Source organism: Olleya sp. R77988, assembly GCF_044594215.1.
GTDB lineage: Bacteria > Bacteroidota > Bacteroidia > Flavobacteriales > Flavobacteriaceae > Olleya.
In genome coordinates this window covers 1,779,902-1,798,956 of sequence record NZ_CP138988.1, presented here as the reverse complement: position 1 = coordinate 1,798,956, position 19,055 = coordinate 1,779,902, and the positions used below count along the sequence as shown (strand labels likewise).

At 31.5% G+C, this 19,055-nt stretch carries 12 protein-coding genes; 10 read left to right on the top strand and 2 right to left on the bottom strand.

Annotated elements, in window-relative coordinates; translation table 11 throughout:
- Window positions 1-121: 121 nt before the first annotated feature.
- The 9 genes from SJY17_RS07980 to rlmB all read left to right on the top strand — a co-directional run bounded on the left by SJY17_RS07980 (window position 122) and on the right by rlmB (window position 16,133).
- Window positions 122-1,750: a hypothetical protein gene (locus tag SJY17_RS07980; RefSeq protein ID WP_397362043.1), complete on the top strand. Its 1,629-nt coding sequence runs from the start codon at window positions 122-124 to the stop codon at window positions 1,748-1,750.
- Window positions 1,751-1,856: 106 nt separating this feature from the next.
- Window positions 1,857-5,120 carry a SusC/RagA family TonB-linked outer membrane protein gene (locus tag SJY17_RS07975; protein WP_397362042.1) on the top strand — a complete coding sequence of 1,088 codons (3,264 nt, stop codon included), beginning with the start codon at window positions 1,857-1,859 and terminating at the stop codon, window positions 5,118-5,120.
- 10 nt (window positions 5,121-5,130) lie between these two features.
- A complete protein-coding gene (locus SJY17_RS07970; protein WP_397362041.1) occupies window positions 5,131-6,540 on the top strand; it encodes a SusD/RagB family nutrient-binding outer membrane lipoprotein in 1,410 nt (469 codons plus the stop codon).
- 490 nt (window positions 6,541-7,030) lie between these two features.
- Window positions 7,031-10,090: a SusC/RagA family TonB-linked outer membrane protein gene (locus tag SJY17_RS07965; protein ID WP_397362040.1), complete on the top strand. Its 3,060-nt coding sequence runs from the start codon at window positions 7,031-7,033 to the stop codon at window positions 10,088-10,090.
- 14 nt (window positions 10,091-10,104) lie between these two features.
- Window positions 10,105-11,538: a RagB/SusD family nutrient uptake outer membrane protein gene (locus SJY17_RS07960; protein WP_397362039.1), complete on the top strand. Its 1,434-nt coding sequence runs from the start codon at window positions 10,105-10,107 to the stop codon at window positions 11,536-11,538.
- Window positions 11,539-11,559: 21 nt separating this feature from the next.
- Window positions 11,560-12,417 carry a hypothetical protein gene (locus SJY17_RS07955; protein WP_397362038.1) on the top strand — a complete coding sequence of 286 codons (858 nt, stop codon included), beginning with the start codon at window positions 11,560-11,562 and terminating at the stop codon, window positions 12,415-12,417.
- Between the two features lie 14 nt (window positions 12,418-12,431).
- Window positions 12,432-13,259 carry a hypothetical protein gene (locus SJY17_RS07950; protein ID WP_397362037.1) on the top strand — a complete coding sequence of 276 codons (828 nt, stop codon included), beginning with the start codon at window positions 12,432-12,434 and terminating at the stop codon, window positions 13,257-13,259.
- A 112-nt stretch (window positions 13,260-13,371) separates the two neighbouring features.
- Window positions 13,372-15,327, top strand: a complete 1,956-nt coding sequence (locus tag SJY17_RS07945; protein WP_397362036.1) for a S8 family serine peptidase — start codon at window positions 13,372-13,374, stop codon at window positions 15,325-15,327.
- Window positions 15,328-15,398: 71 nt separating this feature from the next.
- Complete coding sequence (gene rlmB / locus SJY17_RS07940) at window positions 15,399-16,133, top strand: 23S rRNA (guanosine(2251)-2'-O)-methyltransferase RlmB (RefSeq protein WP_397362035.1); 735 nt, start codon at window positions 15,399-15,401, stop codon at window positions 16,131-16,133.
- Here rlmB and SJY17_RS07935 read toward each other — a convergent pair.
- Window positions 16,128-16,877, bottom strand: coding sequence for a rhomboid family intramembrane serine protease (locus SJY17_RS07935; protein ID WP_397362034.1), 750 nt, complete (start codon window positions 16,875-16,877; stop codon window positions 16,128-16,130). The genes rlmB and SJY17_RS07935 overlap by 6 nt on opposite strands.
- Before the next feature lie 124 nt (window positions 16,878-17,001).
- Here SJY17_RS07935 and SJY17_RS07930 point away from each other — a divergent pair, with 124 nt between their 5' ends.
- Entirely contained in the window at window positions 17,002-18,279 is a 1,278-nt protein-coding gene (locus tag SJY17_RS07930; RefSeq protein ID WP_397362033.1) for a replication-associated recombination protein A, read from the top strand.
- On the opposite strand, the gene SJY17_RS07925 is transcribed toward SJY17_RS07930, so the two are convergent.
- On the bottom strand, window positions 18,276-19,049 hold the full coding sequence (locus tag SJY17_RS07925) for a hypothetical protein (protein WP_397362032.1): 774 nt from the start codon (window positions 19,047-19,049) through the stop codon (window positions 18,276-18,278). The two genes, SJY17_RS07930 and SJY17_RS07925, sit on opposite strands and share 4 nt — an antisense overlap.
- Window positions 19,050-19,055: the final 6 nt, after the last annotated feature.

The window sequence follows — 19,055 nt, the reverse complement described above, 5'->3', positions numbered from 1 at the left end:
TAAGTAAGTTTTTTACGTTAGTTTTATCCTTTAAACACATAAAAGCACTGTCTTGCAATTTAAAAATACTTTCTATCTGTTTCAATTTATATTTTTTACTCAATTATCTTGGGGTCAAGAATTGAAATTAAATATAATTGGAAATAACAATAATGAGACTGCACTGATTTCTAAATACAAATACAACAAACTTCATAAAACACAATTAACAATAAAAGAGGAAGTAACGTTGTTTCAAAATAGAATGAAAAAAGAAGGTTATATAAACAATGATTTAATTTCTATAATAACTCAAAGAGACTCCACCTACACAGCTAAAATTCATTTGAAAAATAAAATCGATTTTATACATATATATATAGATTCTATTATTTATTCAGAAAAATATTTTTCAAAACTAAACTTACCCAAAATCAAAGACAATTATTTTAAACTACCTTATAATACTCTAGAAAATAAATTAACAGAATACAATCAAATAATTAGCTCCTTTGGCTACCCTTTTTCTAGCCTAAAACTTACAGAAATAAAAGAAAAAAGCAAAACCAGCTTGTCGGCTAAACTAAGTATTGATATACCAAAATCAATTCGTAAACTTGATAAAATCATAATAAAAGGATATGAAAAATTTCCAAAATCATACTTGAAACGTTATTTAAAAATAAGACCTACAAAAATTTTTAACTTAGTATCCATTAACAAAAAAGCTATTTCATTAAGTAATTTAAGCTTTGCAAAACAAAACAAGGAAGCTGAAGTACTTTTTTCAAAAGACTCTACACATTTATATTTATACTTAGAAAAAAAATCAAGCAATAGCTTTGATGGCTTTATTGGCTTTGCTACAAATGAGACTAGTAACAAAATTGAATTTAATGGTTACCTTAATTTATTACTAGTAAACAATTTAAATTATGGTGAAAGTTTATATTTAGATTATAAAAGTGATCAAAACGAACAAAAGAACTTCAACCTTACCGCTAATCTCCCATATATATTTGGATCGCCAGTAGGTATCGAAGCATCTTTAAATATTCTAAAAAAAGATTCCACCTATATAAACACCAAACAAAAAGCTAGTTTGTTTTTCCAAATAAACGATAAAAATAGTTTTTATGGAGGTATTGAAAGCACCATTTCTAGCGATTTAACAAGCAATGACAACCTTAATAATATAGTAGATTTTAATTCTAATTTTTACACTTTTAGATATCAATATCTAAAACGTCAAAATGAAGAAAAGTTATTCCAAATAAAAACATCTTTAAATGCAGAATTTGGAATAGGCAAAAGAAAAACAAATTTAACAAGCACAGAACAGTCCATAATAAACATTAATGGACATCACATTTTTAACTTAAACAAAAAAAACAGCATTTACACTAAAGGTTTAATTCAGATAATAAGTTCTGATAATTATTTAGAAAATGAATTCGCTCCATTTGGTGGCGTTAATACTTTAAGAGGGTTTTCTGAAAACAGTCTTACTGCAAATAGTTTATATATACTTAACTCTGAATATAGGTACAAACTAAGTAACAATCTATTTGTAAACTCCGTAATAGATGTTGCTAACTTCAAAAACGATCTTTTAAACCAAAAAGAAAACCTATTTGGTTTTGGTTTTGGTTTTGGCGCATTAACTAAAGGAGGCTTACTTAGGTTTATATATGCTAATGGGAAAAAAGAAAATTCTTCGTTTAAGCTTTCAAATTCTAGAATACATTTAAGTTTAACGTCTATTTTTTAAACTCAACTATCAAAATGTTAATTTTTTATTAAAAAAAAACGATTTAAATATTGTTTTATTAACAAATTATTAAGATTTTTGAGTAAGACTAATTTAATATATTAATATGAAAACAAACTTAAATCGAATTTTAACACTGTTTCTTGTGATGATAGCCAGTCTATCTTTTGCTCAAGAACGAGCTATTTCAGGTACAATTACCGATGAAAACGGCTTACCATTACCTTCAGCTACTGTAGTAGTTAAAGGAACCTCAAACGGATCAACTTCAGACTTTGATGGAAATTACTCCATTGAAGCAAGCACTGGTCAAACATTAATATTTAGCTATGTAGGCTATGGAAATGCTGAAAAAACAGTAACATCATCAAACACTTTAAATGTAGGACTACTACCAGACAACACCCTGGATGAAGTTGTAGTAACTGCTTTAGGTATTAAAAGGGAAAAGAAAAGCTTAGGTTATGCAACTCAAGAAGTTGATGGAGACGCTGTTGCTAAAGTTAAAAGTTCCAATTTTGTAAACTCCTTATCAGGAAAAATAGCAGGTTTAGACATTAAATCTTCTGGAACTTTAGGTGGATCTACTAACGTCGTAATTAGAGGAAATTCTTCTATCGCAGGGAACAATCAAGCACTATTCGTAATTGATGGAATTCCAATAGATAATGGTAATTCAAATTCTGGAAATCAAACTACAGGAAGAGGTGGTTATGATTATGGTAACGCAGCATCTGACATTAATCCAGATGATATTGAATCTATCAACGTTTTAAAAGGAGCTGCAGCAACAGCTTTATATGGTTCAAGAGCATCTAATGGAGTTGTTATGATAACAACTAAAAAAGGAAAAAAAAGAAAAGGAATTGGAGTTACTTTTAACTCTAGTTACACATTAGGTTCTGCGGACAAAGAAACACTACCTGTATACCAAAACCAATATGGCGCAGGATATGGACAATATTATGATGACCCTTCAGGATATTTTGGTTATACAGATATTGATGGAGATGGCAATCCTGATTTAACGACACCATTTACTGAAGACGCATCATATGGTGCCGCTTTTGACCCTTCACTTCAAGTTTATCAATGGAATTCTATTTACCCTGAATTACCTAACACCTACCAACAGTCTTCTGCATGGACTGCTGGTGCAAATAACCCAAATTCTGTTTGGGGAACTGGAGGCACAAGAGTAAACTCTGTTTCTTTAGATGGAGGAAATGAAACTAGCTCATTTAGATTAGGTTTTACTAATTTATTACAAGACGGTAACCTTCCTAATAGTGAAATAAAAAGAAATACTATTAATTTTTCTGGATCACATGATTTATCAGACAAGTTAACAGCTTCTTCTACATTTACTTACACAAAAACAAACGGGAAAGGTAGATACGGAACTGGTTATGACGCCAACAATGTTATGCAACAATTTAGACAATGGTGGCAAGTTAATGTTGATGTCAAAGAACAAGAAGCAGCTTATTTTGCTACTAAAAAGAACATAACTTGGAATCCAATATCTGCTACAAATAGACAACCAATTTATTCTGACAACCCGTATTGGACATTTTTTGAAAATTATCAAACAGACCAAAGAAACAGATATTTTGGTAACATAGCTTTAGACTATGAAATAAATGATTGGTTAAATTTATTAGGTCGTTTTACTTTTGATACTTATGCAGAATTACAAGAAGAAAGAACAAATGTAGGAAGTGCGAATGTATCTAAATACAGTAGATATAACAACAACGTAGCAGAATACAATTATGATTTTATTTTAAGTGCTGAAAAAGATTTATCTGAAAAATTAAATTTAACAGGAAATCTTGGTTTTAATCTTAGAAGAAATGATAGAAATAGTGTTTACGCAACAACAAATGGAGGGTTAAATCTTCCAGGTCTTTATGCACTTTCTAATAGTGTAAATTCACTTGAAGCACCTACAGAATATGACGCAACATCTAAAGTAGATGGTGTATACGCAAGAGCAAGTCTTGGATACGATGGTTATGCTTACTTAGAAGGAACATACAGACGTGACCGATCATCTACACTACCAAAGGACAACAATACTTACGGGTACTTTTCTGTATCTAGTAGTTTATTATTTTCTAGATTATTTGATGCAGACTGGTTAAGTCTTGGTAAGTTTAGAGCTAACTACGCAGAAGTTGGAGCAGACACAAATCCATATAGAGTATTCAACACTTATACAATTGGAACACCATATAACGGCACTGGTATTGCAACAAATCCTGGTGCAAAACAAAATCTTAATCTTAAACCTGAAAGACAAGAAAATTGGGAAATCGGATTAGAAATGCAATTTTTAGATAGAAGAGTTGGTTTCGATGTTTCATATTACAACACTTTAAGTAAAGATCAAATAACAAGTGTTCCTGTATCAAATTCTACTGGATACACAAGCCTATTATTAAATGCTGGTACACTTGAAAACAAAGGTTGGGAAGTACAACTAAATGTTACTCCATTAAAAAGTGAAAACTTTAGATGGGATGCTAATCTTAATTGGACAAAAAACAAAAGTTTAGTAGTTTCTTTAGCAGATGGAATAGATAACTTACAATTAGGATCTTTCCAAGGTGGAGTTTCTTTAAATGCAACACCAGGACAACCATATGGTACAATAAGAGGTACAGATTATGTTTATCATGAAAATGGACAACCCATTGTTATACAAGAAGGTGAATCTTCAAGTACTAGAATTGGTAAATATCAAGTAACTTCTGATAATAATAATATTATTGGAGATATTAATCCTGATTGGACTGCTGGTTTAAATAACAGTTTTACCTATAAAAATTTCAACTTAAGCTTTTTAATTGACATGCAAAAAGGAGGAGATGTATTTTCTCTTGACACTTGGTATGGTTATGGAACTGGTCTTTATGACTTCACTGCAGGGACTAATGATTTAGGAAACCCTGTAAGAAACCCAATTACTGGTACTGCAGGGAACTATGGATCTGATAGTGGAGGTGTGTTATTACAAGGGGTTGCTTCTGATGGATCTCCAAATATAACAAGAGCTAGTGCTAACAACTTTGCAAATCCTTGGGGTTGGGCTAGATCTGCAAATAGTCAACATGTATATGATGCTGGATTTATTAAATTAAGAGAAGCTAGTCTTACTTACAACTTTGATGATAGTATATTAGATAGACTACCAATTACTGGAGCATCTCTATCGCTAATAGGGAGAAACTTATGGATTATACATAAAAATGTTCCCTACGCAGATCCTGAAGCTGGACTAAGCTCTGGAAACATACAAGGATATCAATCTGGTTCATACCCTTCAATTAGAGAAATAGGAGCATCTTTAAAAATAAAGTTCTAAAAAAAAAATTATGAAAAAAACATTAATTACAATACTATCCTTAGTTATATTATTCTCATGTCAGACAGATGAGCAATACGAGGATTTAAATAGAGACCCTAAAAATCCAACTCAAGTTGATGCGGAATTTTTATATAATTCAGCTACTAAAAGCTTGTTTGATCAGATGACTAGTACAAATGTTAATAATAACATATACAGGTTATTAGGTCAATACTGGACAGAAACAACATACACAGACGAATCAAATTATGATTTTGTTGGACGTAATATACCTCAAAGTCATTGGTCAGAAATGTATAGAGATGTTTTACTTGATTTTAAAACAGCAAAAGAAGTTTCAACAAACCCAACTAGTGATGCCCAAATAGAAGTGTTAATGATTTATACTTGGCAACAGTTAGTTGATTCATTTGGTGATATTCCTTATACTGAAGCTCTTTCAGATATAACCTTACCAAAATATGATGATGCAGAAACAATATATCTTGACCTTATTGAAAGATTAGATGTTGCAATAACAAATTTATCAGGTACAGGTTTCACTACTTCAGACAAAATCTACGGTGGAGATATGATAGCATGGAACAAATTTGCTAATTCATTAAAATTAAAATTAGGTATTCGCTTATCAGATTTCAACACTACTTTATCTAAAACTATAGTAGAATCAGCTTATGCAGCAGGAGTATTTACTTCAAACGCAGATAATGCTTTATTAGCTTACGAATCGGCTACTCCAAACACAAATCCATTATGGGAAGATTTAGTACAATCTAATCGTACAGATTTCGTCCCTGCTAACACTTTAGTAGATGTTATGAATACTCTTTCTGACCCAAGAAGAAGTTCATATTTTGATGAGAATTTAGGTGCAGGAGTATATAATGGCGGTATCTATGGAGATAATAACACCTTTGGAAACTACACACATATCGCAGGATATGATGATGGTTTAGATTTACATGATCCAACATTACCTGGTGTTTTAATGGACTTTTCTGAAGTTTCATTTTATTTAGCTGAAGCAGGACACAGAACTTGGTCTGTAGGTGGTACAGCTACACAACATTATACAACAGGTATCACTGCATCTTTTGATTACTGGGGAGCTTCTGGTTTAGCTACTTATTTGTTAAATCCAGATGTTGCATACGCAACTGCTGCTGGTGATTGGAGACAGAAAATTGGAACTCAGTTTTGGTTAGCAATGTACAATAGAGGTTTTGAAGGATGGACTATATGGAGAAAGTACGACAACCCAACTTTTAACCTTCCAGCTGTTTCATCTAACCCTATCCCTACTAGATACACGTATCCTGTAAACGAGCAAAATCTAAATGAAACAAATTGGTCAGCTGCTTCAACAGCTATAGGTGGAGACAGTCAAACAACTAAATTGTTTTGGGATATAAACTAATAGTTGGACACCTATAAAATAATACTTATTAAAGCCTCATAAATCAAATTTATGAGGCTTTTTCTTTGCAGTTAAATAAATAATTATAATCTAATTTAAAAAAATGAAAGTTATATAAAATTACAGATCTTAATAAACCTTAAACAATAAAAAAAACTCACTAAACCATTATTAATCAAACAGATGAAAAGTTATCAATATACTAAGTGTCTTTAATTAAAAAACATACTAGCTTAAAATTTCGACAAAGTATCTGTAGATCTAAAATATTAGAATAAACTTTTTAAGTCTAAATCTCGCATATCATTTAAAAAGTCTTAGCTTAATCTATTTCAAAATGAAGTTACTTCCATTTAATTGAATAAATTGAAATACAATTGCATAAACATTGAATAATTCATTTGTAAAAATCAAAAATTATGATAAAAAAGTTGTTTTATTAAGTTTTTATTATGATTTTTGGCGGAGACTAATTCAAATAAAATAAAAAATGAAAACAAAGTTTAGTGGAATTTTAACGCTATTTCTAGCGTTTGTTGTGCAAATATCATTTGCACAAGACAAAACAATTTCTGGAGTCGTTTCTGATGAAAATGGTTTACCATTACCATCAGCTACAGTAGTAGTTATAGGAACTTCAAATGGAACGTCAACAGATTTTGATGGTAACTATTCAATTAAAGCTAATTCTGGCGACAGATTACAATTTAGTTATGTTGGTTATGCAAACAAAGAAGTTACTGTTGGCGCAACAAACAAAATCGACTTGTCTTTAGAGCCTGATAATGCTTTAGACGAAGTGGTAATTACAGCTTTTGGTAGTAAAAAAAGAGACCAATTGACATCAGCTGTAACAACTTTATCAACTGATGACATTCAAAAACTTTCTCCTACTACATCAATTGACAACATGCTACAAGGTGTTGCTCCTGGAGTACAAGTAGTAGCTGGAAATGGTAAGCCTGGTCAAACAGCTTTTGTAAGAATCCGTGGAGTTGGTTCTATTAATGCATCAAGTGCGCCTTTATATGTTATTGATGGTGTAATTGCACCTAATCTTAATTCTGTAAATCCAAATGATATAGAAACTATGTCTATATTAAAGGATGCTGCAACAGCATCATTATATGGGTCTAGAGCTGCAAATGGTGTAGTTATTATAAAGACTAAATCAGGAAAGAAAAATAGAGATGCAAGAGTTACAATATCTTCAAGAGTTGGTTTTGGTCAAGGTATTCAAGACAATTTTGAAATGATGAATGCTGCTCAAAAAATACAATATGAGCGTGAATTATCTGCTTTAGGTGTAGCAAATGCAACAGCTTTACCTGGTGCTCAAGTATCTACTCAAGCTGAGTATGATTTATTAGTAGCACGTGATACTGATTGGAGAAGTGAATTATTAAGAAATTCATATATACAAAACAATACTGTATCTGTAGATGGTGGTTCTGAAACAATGTCATACTTCTTTAGTTTAGGACATGATAGAAACACAGGTATCATTAAAGATGTAAGTGGATTTGAAAGATTAAACGGAAGATTAAATTTAAATTTCCAAGCTAAAAAATGGTTACAGATTAACACTAATGTAAGTGTAACAACTACAAGAAGTGATGAACCAAGAGATAGAAACAATGTTCAGAATCCATTTAGAGCTATGTATGATTATAATCCATATGAAACAAAATATATTTTAGATGGTGATAATAACTTAGTATTAGATACTAACGGAAACCCTCAATTTAACTTAACAAGAGCTGGTTTCTCAATTTCTGAAGCATTAATTAACAACCCAGAAAGTGATAACACAACTTTTATCATTGGAGGTGTAAGTGCAGCAGCAAGTATAACAGATAAAATTACTAATACATTTAAAATTGGAGCTACAAACACTGCTTATAGAAGAGAATATTTCAATAAGCCAGGTTCTGTATTAGATGGATATGTAGGTGATGCAAATAACCCAGGAAGTAAAACAGATAATGGTTCTAATGAATTAGACCTTACTGTAACAAACTTACTTTCTTATAATAATACATATGCAGAAAAGCATAATGTAACATTAACAGGTTTATTTGAATTTAACAAAAGAACTTTAAGAACTTACAGTTTATCTAGTTCTGGATTTAGTAATGATTATCAAGGAGTACAATCTATAGCAACTTTACCAACTGCAGCGTCTACAAATTTATTTGAAAGAGCATTATTATCTTATGGTGGTTTCTTAGATTATGACTATGATGGTAAATATTTAGCAACAGCTTCTATTAGAACAGATGGTTCTTCTACTTTTGGTCAAAATAACCGTTATGGTGTATTCTGGTCTGGAAGTTTAGCATGGAACTTATCTAAAGAAAGCTTTTTAGAAAACAGTGATTTTATTGATGACTTAAAAATAAGAGCTTCTGCTGGTACATCTGGTAACAGTAATGGTTTAGCTTCTTATGCTTCTGTTGCTACATTAGGATTTGGGAGTTTAAATGGAGCTGCAACAGCAGTATCTACAGATAATGGAAATCCTGATTTAGGATTTGAACAAAACTTTATTTGGGGTGTTGGAGTTGAATTTTCTGGATTAAATAGACGTGTTCGTGGTGTTATAGATTACTACCAAAGAACAACATCAGATTTATTACTTAATGCTCCTTTATCAAGTTTAGGTGGAGAGCCAGATGGTGTTATCTTTAGTAACATTGGAGAAATGACTAATAAAGGTTTAGAAATTGAACTTAGTGGAGATATCATTAAAGGAGAAGATCTTGGTGATTTCAACCTTACAGTTGGTGGTAATATTGCTTTTGTAGATAATGAAGTTACAAAACTTATTCCTACAGCAGATTCTCCAGAAGGTGAGGATATTTTAGTAGACAATAGTATTATTCGTGTAGGTGAAGAAATCTACACTTATAATCTAGTACAATGGGCTGGTGTTAATCCTGCAAATGGAGAACCATTATTTTATGATATTGATGGAAACGTTACTAACCAATATAGTGCATCAGACGCACAAGTATTAAGTGGTAAATCTCCAATTGCAAAATTTGATGGTGGAGCAAATATTTTCATGACTTATAAAGGATTTGATTTTGCTGCTGATTTCTATTACAAAGTAGGAAACTATGTTGAAAACTTTGTAGAATCAAACACATTAAGTGATGGTACTGGTGTTGATAGCAACCAAAGATTAGATGCATTTAATTACTGGAGAAACCCAGGAGACACAAATGTATTACCAAGTCCTCTTTTTGGAAATGAAGCTCAAAACTCAAGTGATAGATGGTTACAAAAAGGTGACTACGTAAGATTAAGAAACTTAACTGTTGGATATAACTTACCAAGTAGTTTTACTGAAAGAATGAAAATTAATTCTTTAAGATTATTTGTTCAAGGTCAAAACTTATGGTCATATGTACCGTATTTTAACGGAGATCCTGAAGTAGGTATTGGTTCTGGAGAAACAACAAACAATGTTGGTTTTGGATCTTATAATTTATATAGTTACCCACAAACACAATCTGTACAGATGGGTGTTGAATTAAAATTTTAAAAAAATAAAATATTATGAAAAATATATTTAAAACATTAATACTAGTTTTTGGTGTATTATTGTTTAATTCATGTGATGATGAGTTAGAGCAATTACCAAACAACTCAGTATCTCCTGAATCGTTTTACAATAACCTTGCAGATTTTGAATCAGCAATAAGAGGTGTGTATTCAGGATTTTTAGGAGGAACTTACTATGGAGGTAGCTTCCTAAGTAGACCAGATATTATGACAGATAACGTTATAATAGCACAAGAAGGTAGATTAAGTAACAGAAGCTTTTTTGAATGGAGACAAGCTCCAAATTTAGCTTGGGGTTTCATGTACTCTCCATATGTTGTTACAAATAGAGCTAATTTAATTTTAGCAAATATTGATAATTTACCTGCTGGAGCAGATAAGAATAACATTATAGCAGAAGCAAGAGCTGCAAGAGCATTAGCTTTATTTGATTTAGTTAGAGTATTTTCACAAATACCTACTCAATCTGCTGGTGCATCTCAATCTTTAGGTATGCCAATAATTACATCAATTGATCCTAATATACAGATTCCAAGACCAACTGTTGAAACTTCTTACAATTTCATCATTGATGAGTTAGAAGCAGTAAAAAACTTAGTTAATGCAGATAATGGTTCTGGTAGATTTAATAAGGATGCAGTAAATGGATTATTATCAAGAGCTTACTTATATAATGGTAATTATCTAAATGCAATTACTGCAGCTAATGCAGTTTCTACTAATGTTGCTAGTATTGGTACATTCCCTGGTGTATGGACAGATTCTAGTGTAGATGGTATATTACTAAAAATTGACCAAGATAGAATTTTAGATGGTATTGGTATTGGTATTGAGTGGAGTCAATCTGCTAATGGTAATGTAGTACCAGAATATGTTATGTCTTTTGAGTTATATAATTTATATCAAAATACAGATGTAAGAAAATCTTCTGGTGCATATACTTTAATTCAATCTGATGCATCTGGAAATTTATACAACACTATTACAAAAATGTTTGGTGAGCCAGGTCAAAATAATGGTGCTGTAGATGCTAAAGTAATTAGAGCAGCGGAAGTATATCTTAACAAAGCAGAAGCACATGCAATGCGTAGTGAATTTGCTCAAGCATTAGCTGCATTAGATGTTGTTAGAAGTAATAGATATAACGGTTTTGTTAGCCCAGGTGAAACTGGTCCTGCATTATTAGATGCAATCAAACTAGAAAGAAGACTTGAATTATTTGCTGAAGGTCACAGATTATTTGATCTTAAAAGATGGAATGAGTCTGTTGTAAGAAGTACTGTAGATGGTGAATTTTTTGATGGTACAGGTACTCCTGTAGCACCTGAGTTCTCAAATTTCGCAGCTGGAAGTCACTTATTCCAACTTCCAATTCCTCAGTCAGAAATAAACGTTTACCCAGGTTTTCAACAAAACCCAGGTTACTAATAACTTAAATTCGAAAAAAAAATGAAAACTAAATTAATATCAATTCTAAGTTTAATGCTAATATTTTTAGTGTCTTGTAATGAAAAAGACATGGAATATAGCAATATAGACTTCGATTCAGAAACATTTGTTGTTTTCTCTCAAACTGAATTATCAGTTAATGAGTTAGTAACAAGCCCTATAGAAGTAGAGGCACTTTACGCAACAAGTGCTGGTAGTGCTCAAAATTTATCAGTACCATTTACAATTACAGGTGATGCTGTTGAAGGTGTTGACTATATGATAGTAGATAATAAATCATCATTTGATTTTTCAAGTAGTGATTTATCAGATTCTGTATTTATCATGCCAATAGATAACTTAGTAGCTGGCGGAGACAAGCAAATTACAATTACATTTAATTCAGCTGGTGTAAGTTTAGGTTATCCTGGTCCAGATGCAAACAACAAATCTGTTGTTTTAACAATTGTAGATAATGACTGTCCTTACACTCTTCAAGAATTAGGTGATGCAAGTTGGTCAGGTAATGATAACTCTGGAGGAGAAGGTGATAATGCAAGTCAAATTACAACATCATACGATGGTACAACTTTCTTTATGGAAGGTATTGCTTATGGATGGTTAACTAATCCTGGATATTGGGATGAAGTTATTGTAACTAGTAATCCAGTAGTAGCTAATATAGATACTACCACTAGCGAAATAACTATAGCTTTACAAGATCTTTGTACAACTACATGGATTGGAGCGCCACAACCAGCATATAGTATCCAAGCAACTGGTAACTATGACTCTTGTTCAGAGACTATGATAATTAACTGGGACTTAATACAAGGTGGAGGAATCTTAAGATCTTATACTGAAACAATAACTAAATAATATATTAATTGATTATGAAATACTTAAATAAAATATTATATCTTTTTGTAGTAAGTGCTATTGTTACTTCTTGTAACAGAGATTTAATAGAAACCGATTTAGGAGCACCAAACACATTATTCTATCCTAGTGATAGTGGTACTTTACTAGTAGAAAATGGTGCAAGCAACCTTTTTGATGTAGTAGTTTCTGCTACAGCAATTGCTAACACTAACACACCTTATACAATAACTGTTGATGATGCATCAACTGCTGTTGAAGGTGTAGATTTCAATATTACTACAGCGTCAACAACTTTAAATAATGGAGAAATAGTTACTTCATTTAGTGTTGTAGCAGATTTTGACAATGCAGCTACCGAAGGTAAAACTGTTATTTTTAATTTATCAAGTAATAGTTCTTCTGTTTCTGATTCAAATCAATTTACTTTAAACTTAATAAAATTGTGTCCTATATCAGCTCCATTTACTGGAGATTATGCACTTTCTTATGTAGCAAACGGTATTTTTGACACACCAACATTTACACCTGGTGTTTATACATTATCTGTAGGTGCAGAACCAACAGATAGAGTTTTTAGCGCTCCTGTTTACCCAGCTTTTGGTGTATTTGGACCTGCTGACTTTAACTTTAGCCTTATTTGTGATAACGTTGTTGTTGTAAGTGGGCAACCAACAGGTGTTGGTTGTGGAGGTGTATCTACTACATTAGGTCCAGCAGCTACTGCAGGAACTTATGATGGTGCAGATGATTCTGTAATACAAGTAATTTATATAGATGATGAAGGAGGTAACTCTTGTGGTGATCCTATCACTGCTGAGTTTACTTTAACTAAGCTATAGTTTATATTAAATAAACAACAAAAAGAACCTTTGAATTAATTCAAAGGTTTTTTTTTGTTAAAAAAATAATACCATAGACTAAATATTTTATATTTGTTAAAAAAGAAATATTATGAAGAAATTTTTACTATTGACACTTACGTTATTAAGTATTAATAATATAATTGCTCAAACAGAAGAAGAAAAAAAAGCAATAATTAGCGAGTACAATCAATCAGAAATCAAGTTACTAAAAAAGCAACTAGAGGAGAAAAACAAAAAAACTAACAAAGAGATTGAAGAGTACGTTTTAAAAAACAACATAAAACGAGAGTATAGAAATGATAAAGGCGTATTATTTGAAATTAAATATATACTAAATGGTAAGCCAGTATATTTATCTACTGATAATGCAGATGAAGCAATAGCTACTAGAACTAATTTTTTACACAATGGTGGTGGACTTGGATTAAATATAGAAGGTCAAAATATGCATATTGGTGTATGGGATGAAGGTTCTGCTTTATCAACTCATCAAGAGTTTACTGATAATGCAACAATACCTGCTACAAGGGTAGCTACTCCAGATTTTTCTTCTTCTAATTCAGAAAACTTTCATGCAACACATGTTACAGGTACTATAGTAGCAAAAGGTGTACAAGCAAATGCTAAAGGTATGGCTCCACAAGCTACATTAACTTCTTTTGATTGGGATTTTGATGATCTTGAAGCATTAGATGAAGCTACAAATAATGGGTTATTACTTTCTAATCATTCATATGGTATTCCAGTTTCGATAGGTGGTACACAAAATGCTCCTACTTGGATGATGGGATGTTATAGTACAGATGCAGCAACTTGGGATAATGTAGCGTTTAATTCGCCTTATTATCTAATGGTAGCATCTGCAGGGAATAGTGGTTCTGACACTTACAATGGTGGTTTAGCTAATAATTATGATAAATTAACTACAAATAAAAACAGTAAAAATAATTTAGTAGTTGCAAATGCTAACAACCCATTAATCAACCCTAATGGAAGTGGACAAATGTTAAATCTTTTTATTAACACAAGTAGTAGTCAAGGACCTTCTGATGATGGTAGGGTAAAACCAGATATTACTGCAGATGGAACCAATGTTTACTCAACATTAGATTCTAGTATTGCTGCTTACGGAACTCTAAGCGGAACATCAATGTCTGCTCCTAACACTTCTGGAACTTTATTATTATTACAACAGTATTACAACCAGATAAACAGTAATTACATGAAATCCGCAACACTAAAAGGTTTGGTATGCCATACTGCAGACGATAATGGATCTAGTCCAGGTCCTGATCCAATTTTTGGGTGGGGTTTATTAAATGCTAAAGTATCAGCAGAGACTATTGAAGACGCTAGTAATGGAGATGCTGTAATATTTGAATCTACATTAAATAATAATCAAACATTTACATCACAAGTTACTATAGGAGCTGGTGAACCTTTAATTGCTACACTTTGCTGGACTGATCCAGCAGGAGCAGCACAAGATGGACAAGTAAATAGCAGTACTCCTGCATTAGTAAACGATTTAGATATAAGAATTACGGACGCCTCTAACACGACATATTTCCCTTGGAAATTACAATTAAGTAATGTTGCTGGTTTAGCTATCAAAGGGGATAACCTAGTAGATAATCTTGAACGTATTAATGTTGATAGTGCACCTGCTGGAACATATACAATAACTATTACGCATAAAGGATCATTAGTAAATGGATTACAAAACTATTCATTAATTGTAACTGGAGCTAGCTTAGCTACCTCTTTAAGTGTAGATGAATTTAATAATCCTACAAACTTATCAGTTTGGCCAAATCCAGCTAAAGAAACTTTAAATTATTCATTTAATTCTATTTCAAATGATAAGGTAAATATATCTTTAATTGATATACAAGGTCGTGTAATTTATACTAAAGAACCATTTAAAAACAATAGCCCAACAATTGAAGGTTCATTAAATTTATCTAACTATTCTAAGGGTGTATACTTTTTAAATATCCAACAAGGAAATTCAGTAATCAATAAAAAAGTGGTTATCAAATAACATTTTTTTTTAACATAATAAGTTTAAAAAGAGCCTGCTATTTGCAGGCTCTTTTTTTATACCTTTGTAAGATGGAAAACACCACTCAAATATTTGGTTTAAGAGCAATCATTGAAGCATTAAATGCTGGAGAGCATATAGATAAAGTCTTTTTACAAAAAGGCTTAAAAGGAGAGTTGTTTCAAGAATTGGAAGCTGTTTTACGAACTAAAAGAGTCAATTCCTCTTATGTACCTGTTGAGAAGTTAAATAGATTAACTAAGAACAATCATCAAGGCGCAGTTGCACAGATTTCGCCAATTAAGTTTTATGAGATTGAAGAGTTGTTTGAGATGGTTTCTGAAAAAACAAAGACACCTTTATTTTTATTATTAGACCAACTAAGCGATGTACGTAATTTTGGTGCAATTATACGTACTGCAGAATGTACTGGAGTTGATGGAATCATCATCCAAAGTAAAGGCGCTGCTCCAGTAAATGGAGATACTATTAAGACTAGTGCTGGTGCTGTTTTTAAAGTACCTATTTGCAGAGTAGATCATATTAAAGATGCTGTTTTCTTTTTACAAGCATCAGATATTAAAGTTATAGCTGCTACAGAAAAAACAGATAATACCATTTTTGATGTTTCATTTAAAGAACCTTGTGCAATTATTATGGGATCTGAAGGTCGTGGTATTAATCCTTCGGTTTTAAAACTAGCTAACGAGAAAGCTAAACTTCCTTTATTAGGTGAGATAGAATCTTTAAATGTTAGTGTTGCTTGTGGTGCTTTTTTATATGAAGCGGTTAGGCAACGTCTATAAGTCTTTGTTTTCTTTAAAATTGTAGTTGATGGTTAAAGGATTGCTTTCTTCTGGAAGCACATCTTCAATGACCTCCTCTTCTACTCTTTCTATAAAGTTTCCGTTGTCATCAAAATGTTGTAAAAACTCATCCTCTTCCTCGTTATAATTTGGATCTTCCCAAACGTATCTTTTTGGTTTTGCTATTTGTTTTCTAAATACTAAAGCAAAAACTAATCCTACAATTAATCCACTTAAATGACCTTCCCAAGAAACACCTTCTGTTAATGGTAAAGTATTCCAGATCATACTTCCATATAAAAAAGCGACTAATAATGATAAGGCTATTAACCTATAATGTTTTGCAAAAACGCCTTTAAAAAAGATAAAACTAGCTAAAACGTATATTAATCCACTTGCTCCAATATGATAGGATGGACGTCCAAAACACCAGGTTAAAAAACCAGAAAGTAATACACCATAAATCAAAACCTTAAAGGCTATTGGTCTATAAAAATAAAATAGTGCTGTACTTAAAACAAACAATGGTATGGTATTATGCCATAAATGCGAAATTCCGGAATGGATAAATGGACTACAAATCACACCTATTAAACCAGACACTTTTTTAGGGTAAACACCAAACTTATTTAAGCTAAATCCAAATCTAATTTCTATAGCAAAGATTAACCATAATAACATTACAAATGCTATTGGATATGCAATAACTGCTAAAGTGAATTTAAAAGGTTCTTGTTGTTTCATTTGAAATAAATATAGCAAATAGTTAACCAAATAAATAAATGTGAAATATTGTCATAACTAGAATAGTTAATAATTAGCTTTAATAAGATTCCTGTTTTCACAGGAATTAAATTAATTTTACAATATGAACACGCCTTTAGCCGAAAGATTAAGACCAAAAACCCTTGACGATTATATTAGTCAAGCGCATTTAGTGGGAAAAAACGGGACGTTAACCAAGCATATCCAACAAGGTTTAATCCCTAGTATGATACTTTGGGGACCACCTGGAATTGGAAAAACGACTTTGGCTAATATTATTGCTTCAACTTCAAAACGTCCTTTTTATACTTTAAGTGCAATTAGTTCTGGTGTTAAGGATGTGCGTGAGGTGATTGAAAAAGCAAAAAATAGTGGTGGTTTATTTACTACTAAAAACCCCATTTTGTTTATTGACGAAATTCATAGATTTAGTAAGTCTCAACAAGATAGTTTATTACAAGCTGTGGAGAAAGGTTGGGTCACTTTAATTGGTGCAACTACAGAAAACCCTAGTTTTGAAGTCATCTCTGCATTATTGTCACGCTGTCAGGTTTATATTTTAAATGCTTTTGAAAAAACAGATTTAGAAGCCCTTTTAAAGCGTGCAATTAAAAAAGACGAGTATTTATCTAAAAAGAAAATAAAACTAAAAGAAACTGATGCTTTATTGCGCTTATCTGGTGGTGACGCTAGAAAACTATTAAACATCTTTGAGCTAATTATAAATAGCGAAGAAAAAGAAACCATAACTATAACTGATAAATTAGTTTTGGATAAAGTGCAAAATAATACTGTACGTTATGATAAAACTGGAGAGCAGCATTATGATATAGTATCGGCTTTTATAAAATCTATTAGAGGTAGCGACCCAAATGCTGCTGTCTATTATTTAGCACGTATGGTTGAAGGTGGTGAGGATGTAAAGTTTATTGCTAGACGATTATTAATTTTGGCTAGCGAAGATATTGGTAATGCAAACCCAACTGCATTAGTCCTTGCTAACACTACGTTTCAGGCTGTAACAACTATTGGTTATCCAGAGTCTAGAATTATTTTAAGTCAATGTGCAACCTATTTAGCATGTTCGCCAAAAAGCAATGCTGCTTATATGGCTATTAACCATGCGCAACAATTAGTTAAACAAACTGGAGATTTAAGTGTGCCTTTAAGTATTAGAAATGCGCCAACTAAATTAATGAAAGAGATTGGTTATGGAGAAAATTATAAGTACAGCCATAATTATGATAATAATTTTGCTGAACAAGAGTTTTTACCAAAAAACATAAGCAATACTAAGTTATATGATCCTGGTAATAATGCAAGAGAAAATAGTCAACGAGAGTTTTTAAGATTACGTTGGAAAGAAAAATATGGATATTAAAATTTAATGTTTAATATTTCTTTTTGAAGTTTACCCTCTTTATAAAATTCTAATATCCAATTAGCATCTAATTTATAGATTATTGCTTCTTGACCCTCTACTAAAAATACATTTTTAAGATTTGTAGTCTTTATTTTATAAACCACCTTTGGTGTTTGATCTACTAATTGAAACCCATTTGCTGTAGGTTGTGCATATAAAACAGTGTTTTCAGTACGTATAGTTTCTGATACTTCAGTTTTTATTGGTTCTGGCTTTTCTTTAATTTGCTTTACAACAATTGGTTCTGGTTCTTCTTTAACTGTTACACTAATTTCTGGTGACTTTTCTTGATAATTATACTTAAAATTTTCAAAGGTTTTAAAAGCATTTCTTAGTGCTTTATTAAATGATACTTCAAACTTTTTTTCTTTAGAAGTTCCTTCATCAGATGTAAAAACAACTTGATTTCTGCAATCTTTAAACACCACATTTAATTTTGTTGTAAACATGTTGTTATTTTCTATAACGTCCACATAAAGTGCCAAACAATTGTTTTTAACAAGCTCGTCTGGTAATACTTCTGAGTCTAAAAGTACATTGAAATTTTGCTTTTGTAATAAAAATTTAGATAACCCGTTAAGTCTATATAAGTTAGCTTCTTTCTGACAAGTAAACTGCTCTGTCACAACTAAATACTTGTAATCATTAAGTTTTTCTTGAGCGTTTAATCCGTTTGAAAAACTTAATAATAAAATTAAAATCGATAGTATTTTATATTGCAGCTTCATGTGTTT